The 11,550-nt window shown below is 72.9% G+C and carries 8 protein-coding genes; 2 read left to right on the top strand and 6 right to left on the bottom strand.

The features are described 5' to 3' along the window. The 4 genes from ETD96_RS11370 to ETD96_RS11355 all read right to left on the bottom strand — a co-directional run. Positions 1 to 827, bottom strand: an 827-nt coding sequence (locus ETD96_RS11370) for a protein kinase family protein (RefSeq protein ID WP_205719215.1), incomplete at its 3' end; no start/stop codon positions are given. A 231-nt stretch (positions 828 to 1,058) separates the two neighbouring features. Then, on the bottom strand, positions 1,059 to 2,675 hold the full coding sequence (gene murJ / locus ETD96_RS11365; protein WP_274704601.1) for a murein biosynthesis integral membrane protein MurJ: 1,617 nt from the start codon (positions 2,673 to 2,675) through the stop codon (positions 1,059 to 1,061). A gap of 112 nt (positions 2,676 to 2,787) precedes the next feature. Then, positions 2,788 to 5,346 carry a DUF6049 family protein gene (locus ETD96_RS11360; protein WP_138636284.1) on the bottom strand — a complete coding sequence of 853 codons (2,559 nt, stop codon included), beginning with the start codon at positions 5,344 to 5,346 and terminating at the stop codon, positions 2,788 to 2,790. Positions 5,347 to 5,456: 110 nt separating this feature from the next. Then, entirely contained in the window at positions 5,457 to 6,131 is a 675-nt protein-coding gene (locus ETD96_RS11355; protein ID WP_138636283.1) for an aminoacyl-tRNA deacylase, read from the bottom strand. Positions 6,132 to 6,510: 379 nt separating this feature from the next. Between ETD96_RS11355 and ETD96_RS11350 the strand changes: the two genes are divergently transcribed. Together ETD96_RS11350 and bioA are read left to right on the top strand one after the other, a co-directional pair. After that, entirely contained in the window at positions 6,511 to 8,082 is a 1,572-nt protein-coding gene (locus tag ETD96_RS11350; RefSeq protein ID WP_138636282.1) for a CCA tRNA nucleotidyltransferase, read from the top strand. Beyond that, positions 8,079 to 9,392, top strand: coding sequence for an adenosylmethionine--8-amino-7-oxononanoate transaminase (gene bioA / locus ETD96_RS11345; protein WP_240807518.1), 1,314 nt, complete (start codon positions 8,079 to 8,081; stop codon positions 9,390 to 9,392). Before ETD96_RS11350 ends, bioA begins: the two co-directional genes overlap by 4 nt. 16 nt (positions 9,393 to 9,408) lie before the next feature. On the opposite strand, the gene ETD96_RS11340 is transcribed toward bioA, so the two are convergent. Continuing rightward, positions 9,409 to 10,713 carry an MFS transporter gene (locus tag ETD96_RS11340; protein WP_138636281.1) on the bottom strand — a complete coding sequence of 435 codons (1,305 nt, stop codon included), beginning with the start codon at positions 10,711 to 10,713 and terminating at the stop codon, positions 9,409 to 9,411. Positions 10,714 to 10,849: 136 nt separating this feature from the next. Continuing rightward, complete coding sequence (locus ETD96_RS11335) at positions 10,850 to 11,530, bottom strand: TetR/AcrR family transcriptional regulator (protein ID WP_138636280.1); 681 nt, start codon at positions 11,528 to 11,530, stop codon at positions 10,850 to 10,852. Positions 11,531 to 11,550: the final 20 nt, after the last annotated feature.

Genomic DNA, 11,550 nt, shown 5'->3' with positions numbered 1-11,550 from the left:
GTAAGATGTGTATAAGGGACAGGCGGCGCGGCGTTGCCGAGCCCGGCGAACAGCGGCAGCGGGGTGCGCGGGACGCCGCGCAGCGCCTTCGCGAGGTCGCCGGGCGAGGCGATCGGGTCGGCCTGCATCCCGGGGCCGATGCCGAGGCAGCGGCAGACGATGGCGTCGACGGCGTGCGAGATGCCGGCCTGCACCTGCCGGGGCGCGTGCGGGACCCCGTCGGTCGCGGGCGCGGCGGGCAGGTCGGAGAGGTCGGGGTCGCCGGGCCAGTGCGCGGTGAGCGCCGCGTACAGCATCCGGCCGAGGCCGCGGACGTCCTCGGCGGCGGGGTCGGCGGCGGTGCGGTCGTGCAGCACGGCGTCGGTCGCGATGCCGAGGATCTTGACGGTGCCGCCGGTCGTCCACACGAGGTCGCGGGGGGTGAGGCAGAGATGCGACAGCCCCGCGGCGTGGGCGGCGGCGACCGCCTCGGCCGCCTCGTACAGCAGGGTCGCGGCGCGGCCCGGCTCCAGCGGGGCCTTGCCGAGCATGCCCTCCAGGGTCTCGCCGGCCACCCATTCGCTGACGACGTAGGCGCTCTCGCCCGAGTCGTCGGCATCGAACACCTGGGTGCAGCGGGGGTCGGTCAGCCGGCTGGCCGACCGCGCGGACGTGACGGCCTCGGCGATCCGGGGGAACTCGGGATCGAAGGTGCGGACGGCGACCGCCCGCGCGAGGATCTCGTCGATGGCCTTCCAGAGCGACGATCCACCGGAATCGCTGATGCGCTCTTCGAGGCGGTAGCGGCCGGCGAGACGCGTGCCGGGCTCGATGACTGACGTGCTCACGGCAACGTCCTGCACAGGTGGTCAGATCCCATGTTCGTGGCGTGGCAGCTTACGCCTCCGACCCTCCTCTTTGCGTTCCCCAGGGTGTCGCCCCGCAAGCCGTAGTCCCCCACATGGTAGTGCTTACTCGCCTGAGTGGCCGCCTTATCGCCGCGCGTCCTTTTTTACTTTGGGAGGTGTTCGTCTTCCCGTCCGGCTACTGCCGCACCGGAGGACGGCGTTCTACGGTGGTCAGCGGCCGGGCAGCCGCCGCGCGAACGTCGCGATCGTCGTCTGGATCTCCTCCACCCGCATCAGCTTGGCGAACAGCACGTACAGCAGCCCGCCGCCGACGGAGCCGACGACCAGGGTGACCAGCGCGGGAAGCAGCGACGACGTGCCGCCGGCGGCGGCGTCCGCGACGGTGTGCGCGGCGTAGCCGAACCCGATCAGCGGCCAGACCGCGACGAGCAGCTTCAGGTGGCCGGTGGCGATCCGCCGGCCGTCGATGCCGCCGAGCTTGCGGCGCAGCACCAGCCAGCAGGTGATGGTGCCGACCACGTTGGTGAGCGCGAACCCGCCGGCGATGCCGACCACGATCCACTTGACGCCCAGGACGTTGTAGGCGGTGAACGCCAGCGTGATGTTGCACGTGGTGACGACGAGGCCGATGAGCGCGGGCGTCCGGGTGTCGCCGTGCGAGTAGAAGACCCGCAGCATCAGCTGGTAGATCGAGAACGGCACGAGCGCGATCGCGAACATCTGCATGACCCGCGCGATGACGAGGGCGTCGTCGGGCGAGGTGTTGCCGTGCGCGAACAGCACGGTGGTGATCTCCGGGCCGAGCACCAGCATCAGCGCCGCCGCCGGCATGATGATTACCGAGGAGAGCCGCAGCCCGCTGGAGAACGCGGCGCGCACGTCGGCGGTCTTGCCCTCGGCGGCGAACCGGCTCATCCGCGGCAGCAGCGCGGTGATCACCGAGACGCCGACGATCGCGTACGGCAGCTGGAAGAGCTGGTAGGCGTTGAAGTACGGGGTGTAGCCGTAGCCCTCGCCGAACCCGGCGTTCGCGGCGTTCTTCCCGGCGGCGTTCGTCAGCGCGGTGACGACGGCGAGCGCGGCCTGGGTGGCGATGACGTACAGCAGCGTCCAGCCGGCCATGCGGCCGACCTCGCCGATCTCGCCGCGCTTGAAGTCCAGCCGGGGCCGCCAGCGGAACCCGACGCGGCGCAGCGACGGCCACAGCGCGATCGTCTGCAGGACGATGCCGCCGGTGGTGCCGATCGACAGCAGCATGAGCTGGGAGTCGGTGATGTTGGACGGGTCGACGCGGCCGGTGGTGATCGCCAGGAACGCGCCGCCGACCGCGATCACCACGATGTTGTTCAGCACCGGCGCCCACATCGGGGCGCCGAAGCTGCCGCGCGTGTTCAGGATGGCCCCGGCGAACGCGCCGACGCCGTAGAAGAACAGCTGCGGCAGGAAGAACCGCGCGAACAGGACGGCGACCTTGCGCGAGTCGCCGTCGTAGCTGCCCGCCAGGACGTCGATGAACAGCGGCGCGCACAGCACCGAGACGACGGTGAGGACGCCGAGGCCGATCACCGCGAGGGTGAACACACGCTGCTCGTACTGCTCGCCGTAGGTGCGGTCGCGCTGCTTGGCGCGCACCAGCAGCGGGACGATGACGCTCGTCAGGATGCCGCCGAGCAGCAGGTCGTAGATCTGGTTGGGGATCGTGTTGGCGGTGTTGTAGGCGTTCGCCAGCAGCCCGGTGCCGAGCGCGGCGACGATGACGGCGGTGCGCAGGAACCCGGTGATGCGGGACGCGAGCGTGCCGATCGCCATGATCGCGCCGGAGCGCAGGATGCCGCCGGACGTGCCCTTCCCGCCGCCGTCCCCGTCGCCCTCACCGGGCGGGGGGACGGGTGTGTCGACGACCGTCTCCGCGACAGGCGCGCCGCCGGGGACGGGAAGGTCAATCGCCGTCTCGGCGGCGACGTTCCCCGCGCCGGGCGGTCTGCCCGTCGGCGGCGGGCTCGGGTATCCCGCCGGGTTCGGCGCGGTCCGCGGCGGCGGGCCCGGCGGCCTCTGCGGCGGACCCTGCGGCCCCGGCCCCTGGGGGCCGTGCGGCGGCGGACCCGGGGGCCGCTGGGGCGGACCCTGGCGGGGCGCTTGCGGCGGACCCTGTGGATATCCCCGGCCCGGTGGCGGGCCCTGTGGTGGCGGGCCCTGTGGTGGGGGACTCTGGGGTGGCGGACCCTGCGGCGGCCGGCCCTGCCCCGGATACCCCGGGGAACTCGGCGGCGGGTACCCCGGCCCCTGGGAACCCGGGACCTGGGAACCCTGTCCCCCGCTCCCCTGGTCCCGCCGATCCCATTCCGGTCGACCCGTCACCGGCTGCCTCCGCTTTCCGGCGGCGCCTCGCTCTGATGGCCCGCACTCCGACGCCCCCGAAGAGTACGGCAAGTCCGCCGCCGGTGATGAGCAGTGCGAGCCGCCCGTAGCCGGTGACGTTCACGGTGATGGACTCGCCGGTCCCGTACGTCCGGCGGGGCGAGCCCGGGGTACGCAGCTCCAGCTGGACGTGGAAGTTGCCGTTGCCGGCCGCCTGCGCGGGGATCCACCGCTGGGCCTTCTGGCCGGGCTGCAGCTCGATGATCGCGTCCTCGGGCTCCAGCCGGCCGAGCCTGAGCTTGGCGCTGTTCTCCGAGGTGGCGACGAGGTGCACCTTGACGGCCTGGTCGGGCAGCCTGTTCTCGATGAGCACGGGCAGGCGGCCCGAACTGCCGCCCATCAGCACCCGCTTGCTCTTGGCGGTGACGATGCGGACCTGGTTCATGTCCGCCGCGAGCTCGTCCTTCAGCTGGTTGCGGGCCGCCCGCGCGTGCCGGGCCGACGCCCGCCACGCCGCCGACTCCAGGCGCAGCACCGACCGCTCGTAGGAGATCTTGGCCGGGCCGGTCATCACGGCCTGGAACGTCGCGGCCTCCTCGGCGATCTCCTGCACCTGCCGCAGGTGCGCGTCGCCGATCTCGTACTGCTGGTAGTCGTCGGAGTAGCCGTTGAAGACGCGGCCCTGCGGCGCGACCGACTCGATCTTGCTGAGCGGCACCGCGCGCAGCCAGCCGGCCTTCCTGGTGTACCTGAGCAGGTTCTTCGCGACCCCGCCGGCGGGGTTCCAGTACCGGTCGGGGGCGACGACGAGGGTGCGCTGCCGGTTCGGCGCCTCCGCCGCGATCATCGCGGTCTCGGCCAGGAAGCGCTGCTCGCCGAGCAGCCCCCCGGAGGCCGTCTGGGACCCCTCGCTGACGATCTGGTTGATCTTCTCGTCGTAGAGGAGCGCCTTGCGGTCGCCGTAGTGGGTCGGGAGGGTCGTCGTCGCGTTCGGCAGCGCGCCGGCCGCCGGGTCCTGGAACTGGGAGCTGCTCATCAGGAACGAGCCGCCGTTCTTCAGGGCGTTCTTGGCGAGCTGGTCGACCGTGCCGGGACCGGCGGCGCCGGCCGGCGGCCAGGCGACACGGGCGTTCGCGGCGCGTCCGAGCACCTGCGTCGCGACGCCGGTGTTCCGCTCGGCGAACGCGTCGGCGATGTCGCGGGGCGTCTTGCGGCGGACGAGGGCCACGACGTCCGGGTCGGCGTAGGGGAGGACGAAGTACGGGTCCTTCTTGCTGGCGTTCTTCAGCGCGGTCAGCCAGGCCGCCGCGTCGGCGTTCTTGCCCTTCTGGACGCCCTTCTTCGCGCCGGGCGCCCGGACCGTGTAGTCGCCGGCCGCCATCTGCCGGACGTCGTCCAGTAGCGCCGGGTCGATCGCCCAGGTGACGGGCGTGTCGGTGGCGGCCGCCGCGTCGACGAGCCCGTTCAGCCGCCCGCCGGCCGCCACGTCCGCGGCGAGGTCGTCGTCGAGGAACGTCCGGTCGTTGGTGCGGTGCATCTGGTCGGCGAGCGGCAGCACCCAGCCGACCGACACCGGGTTGAACCGGCGGTCCTTCGGCATGAACGTCAGGAAGGTCGTGATGCCGCCGACGACCTGCTGCGCGGAGTTCAGCACCTCGACGCCGACCGGGTAGACGCCGGGCGTACCCGTCGGGGGGCGGAGGCCCAGCTGCTTGACCGTGGTCTTGAACGTCCAGCTCTGCTTCACGCCGGGCGCGGCGGCGCCGGGGAGTTGCTGGACCGGGCCGACGTTCGGCAGCGCGTTCGGTGTCGCGGCGGCGTACTGGTCGAGCTGGCTGCGGCTGGTGACGGGCTGCGCGCTGTACCGGAGCCGCAGGCTGAGCCCGGGCAGCTGGTGGTCGGTGCGGTTCTTCGCCAGCCCGGAGATCTCGATCCGCGACTTCTCGTTGACGCTCTTGGGGTCGACCTTGCTCAGCGCCATGGCCACCTGCGCGCGCGCCTTGCCCTGCGCGGGCGCCTGTGCGCGCGCCTGCGCAGGGGCGTGCCGGGCGAGGGCCGGGGACGCCAGCGTCGTCGGCGCCGCCATGGCCATACAGGGCAGCAGAGCGGCCAGCGCCACCGCGCGTTTGACCGTCCTCACGCCTTACCGGCCGCCTCAGGACGGCGGGCGAACATTTCCCGCACCACGGCTCGATGGTAGTCCGTCGCCGTGTTCGGTTTCTCCGCTCTCGGCACCGGATGTCGTCGTGCTCAGGCGCCGGAGCGGGCGGTCTCGGGTTCGCCGGCGGACGGCGCCGCGGGAGCGGGGGCGGGCGGGACCGCGGGGGACGGGAGGGACGCGGCGGGCAGCAGGTCCATCGGCTTCGCGTGGCACAGGGCGTACAGGGAGCCGCCCCGGATGCCGAGGGCGGTCGACGCCTCCCCGGTCGCGGTGTAGACGACGTCGTCGGTGTCCAGGCCGCCGGCCAGCAGCGGGTCGATGAGCAGCGGCATCGAGTCGGGCAGCAGCAGCGGGCAGACGAGCCCGGCCGCGTATTCGGTGACGGCGTTCACGAGGTCGGGGTGCGCGGGCCGGACGGTGCGGGCGCCGACCGCGCGGCGGACCGCCTCGGCCGGGAGCCGCCGGCCCGCCGGGACTATCACTCCCGCCAGGAAGCGGCGGCCGCGCCGGCCGCCGTCGCGCCCGAGGACGCCGTCGCGCCCGAGGACGCCGTCGCCCGCGCGGCCGCCCTCATATGCGTGGACACTCTCGCCCGCCCTGCCGCCCTCGCACGCGTAGACGCGCGTCACCAGGCACCGCTCCGCCGGGAGCCCGAGGGCCTTCGGGAGTTCGTCGGCGGTGGTCATCGCGACGGGCAGCCGCACGATCTCGTGCAGGATCTCCCATTCGAGCAGCGCGCGGTGGATGGCGAGAGCGTCCTTCATGTTGGGCTCCATCCCGCGGGGGTCTCCCCGCTCACCCCCGGAACTGGTTTCGCTGTGTCCCCGTGCTTCGCACTCTGTGGGGGATATCCCCACATACCCGGAACGAGTGGCCTAACTCGCGTCATACGTCACGTAAACCCTTGTGATGCGCCTCTGCCGCACGTGCGGCGGACCGGGGCCCTTGGGATCCCGCTACCGTTGTCGTGCGGGAGGTTCACCGGCGGTCGCGCTGGCGTCATCGGGGTGCCCAGAACGTAACCCGGAGATCGCGGCATGTGAAGGGGCGCGTCCGGCTCCGGCCCCGCAAAGGCTCTCGCGCGGACCCCCGCCGATCGCCATAAAGTCCTTTGTCAGCCCGTCAATCAAGGAAATACGCTCGATGGCCGTGCCCAACCAGAACGTGACCCCAGAGTCCTCGCGGCGCATCGCGATCGCCGAGCTGCTGCGCGGCATCGCGCCCGTCGCCGACGACCTCGGCGCCCTGTTCGCGGCGGCCGGTCACGAACTGGCGCTGGTCGGCGGGCCGGTCCGGGACGCGCTGCTGCGCCGTCCGACCAAGGACGTCGACCTCACCACCGACGCGCCGCCCGAGCGCACCCTGGAGATCATCCGCGACTGGGCGGACGCGCACTGGACGATCGGCATCGAGTTCGGCACGGTCGGCCTCCGCAAGAGCGGCGTCGAGCTGGAGATCACCACCTACCGCAGCGAGTCCTACGACCCGAAGTCCCGCAAGCCGGACGTCTCCTACGGGACGTCCCTCGTCGAGGACCTCCGCCGCCGCGACTTCGCCGTCAACGCGATGGCGGCCCGGCTGCCCGGCCACGAGTTCGTCGACCCGTTCGGCGGCCTCACCGACCTGCAGCGCAAGGTCCTGCGGACGCCCGGCAGGCCCGAGGACTCCTTCAGCGACGACCCGCTGCGCATGCTGCGCGCCGCCCGCTTCGCCTCGCAGCTCGGCTTCACCGTCGCGCCCGACGTCGTCCGCGCGATGAAGGACATGGCGGGCCGCATCGAGATCGTCTCCGCCGAGCGGATCCGGGACGAGCTGTCCAAGCTGATCTGCGGCCGCTACCCGCGGCAGGGCCTGGCGCTGCTGGTCGAGACGGGCCTCGCCGCGCACGTCCTGCCGGAGCTGCCGATGCTGCGCCTGGAGATCGACGAGCACCACCGGCACAAGGACGTCTACGAGCACTCGCTGATCGTCCTGGAGCAGGCGATCGCGCAGGAGCAGGACGGGCCCGACCTCGTGCTGCGCCTCGCCGCGCTGCTGCACGACATCGGCAAGCCGAAGACGCGCCGGTTCGAGGCGGGCGGCCGGGTGTCGTTCCACCACCACGAGGTCGTCGGCGCGAAGATGACCCGCAAGCGGCTGACCGCGCTGCGCTACCCGAAGGACGTCATCAACGAGGTGTCCCGGCTGGTGGAGCTGCACCTGCGCTTCCACGGCTACGGCACCGGCGAGTGGACCGACTCCGCCGTCCGCCGCTACGTCCGCGACGCCGGGCCGCTGCTGTCCCGGCTGCACAAGCTGACCCGCGCCGACTGCACCACCCGCAACAAGCGCAAGGCCGACCGGCTCCGCCGCACCTACGACGACCTGGAGCAGCGGATCGACCGGCTCGCGGAGGAGGAGGAGCTCGCCGCGATCCGGCCGGAGATCGACGGCAACGAGATCCAGGAGATCCTCGGCATCGGGCCGGGCCCGCTCGTGGGCCGGGCGTACAAGTTCCTCCTCGAACTCCGCCTCGACCGCGGCATGATCGGCAAGGACGCCGCCGCGGCGGAACTCCGCCGCTGGGCCGCCGCCGAGGGCCTCCTCCCGGACGCCGATGACGACGCCGACGATGGCGCGACCTCCGGTGCCGACGGGGCGGCCCCGTCCTCCGACTCGGCCGTGAAGGGCGACGCGGACGGAGCGGCGCGCGCGGACGGGGAGGGCGAGGCGTGATTCCGCTGCAGCTCGGGCGGATGAGCCCGCGTGAGACCGAGCGGATGCTGGCGTTCGACCGGGAGCACATCTGGCACCCGTACGCGCCGATGCCCGCGCCGGCGCCCGCGCTGCCGGTCGTGTCGGCGGACGGGGTGCGGCTGACGCTCGCCGACGGCACCGAGCTGATCGACGGGATGTCGTCGTGGTGGGCGGCCGTGCACGGGTACAACCACCCGAAGCTGAACGCGGCCGTGACCGGGCAGCTCGGCAAGATGGCGCACGTGATGTTCGGCGGGCTCACGCACCCGCCGGCCGTGCGGCTCGCGGAGCGCCTGGTCGAGCTCACGCCGGAGCCGCTGACGAAGGTGTTCTTCGCCGACTCCGGGTCGGTCGCGGTCGAGGTCGCGATCAAGATGGCGCTGCAGTACTGGCGGTCGCAGGGGCGCCCGGAGCGGCACCGGCTGCTCACCGTCCGGGGCGGCTACCACGGCGACACGTTCGGCGACATGGCCGTCTGCGACCCGGTCACCGGGATGCACCACCTGTTCGGCGACGTCCTGGCGAAGCACGTGTTCGCGCCGCCGCCTCCGCTCGGCTACTCCGCCGAGCCCGACGAGGCGTACCTGGACGAGCTGTCCCGGCTCGCCGAGGAGCACGCGGGCGAGCTGGCCGGGATCATCGTCGAGCCGATCGTGCAGGGCGCGGGCGGCATGCGCTTCTACGCGCCCGAGTACCTGCGGGCGCTGCGCGACATCGCCGACGAGCACGGCCTGCTGCTGATCCTGGACGAGATCGCCACCGGGTTCGGCCGGACGGGCGAGCTGTGGGGCTGCGACCACGCGGAGGTCGCCCCCGACATCATGTGCGTCGGCAAGGCACTGACCGGCGGATACATGACGATGGCCGCCACCCTGTGCACCGACGGCGTCGCGGAGGGCATCTCGTCCGGGGAGGCGGGCGTGCTGATGCACGGCCCCACCTACATGGCGAACCCGCTGGCCGCGGCCGTCGCGTCCGCGTCCATCGATCTGCTGCTGTCCCGCGACTGGCGGGACGAGGTCGACACCATCGAGGCGGTCCTGACCAGCGAGCTGCACGACGCCGCCGACTTCCCGGGGGTCGCGGACGTCCGCGTCCTCGGCGCGATCGGCGTCGTGGAGGCGCGGGAGCCGGTGGACGTCGCGGCCGTGCAGGAGATCGCGATGGCGCACGGTGTGTGGCTGCGCCCGTTCGGCAAGCTCGTCTACACGATGCCGCCGTACGTCTGCACGGAGGACGAGGTGCTGCACATCGCCGCCGCGATGCACGCCATCGCGGAATCCCTCTGACCGGCGTCGGCTCCGGTCAGCGGAGGGCGTGCGCGGGTCGGCGGATGCGGGACGCCGCCGTCCGGTAGGCGACCGCCCCTGCGGCGTACGCGGCGATCACCATGAGCAGCGTCGGGACGGCACGGCCATCGGACGGCAGCCAGGCGGCTGCGGCCGCCGCAGCGGCGGCGAACGTCGCGTTGAACAGCATGTCGTAGACGGCGAACACCCGGCCCCGGTACTCGTCGTCGATCAGCTCCTGCAGCGTCGTGTCGACGCACAGCTTGACGCCCTGCGACACGACGCCCAGCAGGAACGCGCCGGCGGCCCACGGGCGCTCCGTGAACGGCGTCCCGAGCAGGAGGAGGCTGAGCGCCGCCCCGGCGAGCAGCCACGCCGTCCACGCCTGCTTGCTGATCCGCCGCACCACCGCCGGGGTGACCAGCGCCGCCGCGAAGTATCCGGCGCCGGACACCCCGAGCATGAGCGCGAACACCTCCAGGCCCCGGTCGGGGTCGTCGGCGAAGTGGTTGCGGCACAGCAGCAGCGTCATGATCAGGATGACGCCGTACAGGAACCGGTGGAAGGAGATCGCGCCGAGCGCGAGCGCGGCCTGCGGCCGCCGCGCGATGTGCCTGCCCCCGGCCACCAGGCCGTGCAGGACGCCGCCGAGCGCGTCCCGGACGCCCGGCGCCGCCTCCGGCCGCTCGCCCGCCGCTGTGTGCGGCCCGAGCAGGCCCTTCGGCAGCGTCGTCGCGATCAGCCCGGCCAGGAGGAACAGCGCCGCCGCGGCGACGAGGATCAGCGCGGTGCCCTCGTGCCCCGCCCCGAACAGGCGGCGCAGCAGGTAGCCGATCCCCGCGCCGGCGAACGAGATGATCGTCCCGGACGTGACCGAGAAGGCGTTCGCCGTCACCAGCTGCTCGCGCCGCACCACGTGCGGCAGCGCCGCCGACAGCGCCGCGAGGAAGAACCGGTTGACGCCCAGCACGACGAGGACGCCGAGGAAGAAGCCGAGGCCGTCCTGCCCGGCCGCGACCAGGCCCGCGACGAGCAGCACCAGCACGGCCCGCAGCACCGGCGTCCAGACGAGGATCTGCCGGCGCCGCCACCGGTCGATGAACACCCCGGCGAACGGCCCGAGCACCGAGTACGGCAGCAGCGTCACCGCGAACGCGGCCGCGGCCTTGCCGGCCGTCGTCTGCCGTTCGGGGGAGAAGAACACGTAGCCGGCGAGGGCCACCTGGAACACGCCGTCGGTGAGCTGCGAGGCCAGCCGCGTCGCGTACAGCCGCTGGAAATCCCGTCCACGCAGGATCCCCCGCAACTCGCCCGCACGCATCTGATCAGGGTATGCGCTGCCACCACCCACCACGCCCTACCGTCGCGACGTCCTCGGCCCCGGGCGCTTCACCACTGAGCGAGTCGGCGGACGGCGCTGGACGCCGCCACCGTCCTCAATGGGGGCGTGGCGTCGGTCATTCGGAGTGGGAGGTGCTGCGTTCCAGGCCGTCGAGGAGGGCCTGGAGGCCGAACTCGAAGGTCTGGTCGGGGGACGCGGCGTAGCCCGTCGCCGCCGCGCTGTCCAGGCGGGCGCGCAGGCGCGGGAAGCGCTCGGCGATCTCCCGGGCCTGCGCCATGGCCGCGTCGACGTGCTCGCGGGCGCCGCCGCCGTCCCGGTCGAGCCTGCGGGTGAGCGAGGCGGTCGCGGCGACCCCGGCCGCGTTGCCGAGGACGTAGGTGAACACCGCGGCGGCGGCCCGGTCGGCGTCCGCACCGGTGAACCCGCCGGCCTCGTACACGGCGAGCTGGTGGTCGTCATGGCGGGCCTTGCTCTCCCCGTAGACGAGGTGCGCGGCGAAGACCTGCACGAGCCAGGGGTGCCGGGTGAACATCCGGTACAGGTCGGCGGCCATGGCGGTGGCGGCGGCGCGCCAGCCGACGGCGTCCGGGTCGGGCAGGGTGAGCTCGCCCCAGACCTGGTCGGTGGCCAGCAGGACCAGGTTGTCCTTGCTCTTGACGTGCCAGTAGACGGCGGTGGCGGCGGAGTCGAGCCGCTTGCCCAGGGCGCGCATGTTGAGCCCTTCGAGCCCTTCGTCGTCCAGCAGCGCGACGGCGGTGCGGACGATCTGGTCGCGGGAGAGGGTGTCGCGAGGCATGGACTCCACCGTAGATACCA

The organism is Actinomadura geliboluensis, from assembly GCF_005889745.1.
Lineage (GTDB): Bacteria > Actinomycetota > Actinomycetes > Streptosporangiales > Streptosporangiaceae > Spirillospora > Spirillospora geliboluensis.
This window is presented reverse-complemented; position numbering and strand designations above follow the sequence as displayed.

What these genes read in the sequence shown, in the direction of transcription:
- ETD96_RS11350 (WP_138636282.1), top strand. Translation starts at nt 6,511, where the DNA reads ATGGCCGTGCCCAACCAGAACGTGACCCCAGAGTCCTCGCGGCGCATC.
- ETD96_RS11335 (WP_138636280.1), bottom strand. Translation starts at nt 11,530, where the DNA reads ATGCCTCGCGACACCCTCTCCCGCGACCAGATCGTCCGCACCGCCGTC.
- ETD96_RS11355 (WP_138636283.1), bottom strand. Translation starts at nt 6,131, where the DNA reads ATGAAGGACGCTCTCGCCATCCACCGCGCGCTGCTCGAATGGGAGATC.
- ETD96_RS11340 (WP_138636281.1), bottom strand. Translation starts at nt 10,713, where the DNA reads ATGCGTGCGGGCGAGTTGCGGGGGATCCTGCGTGGACGGGATTTCCAG.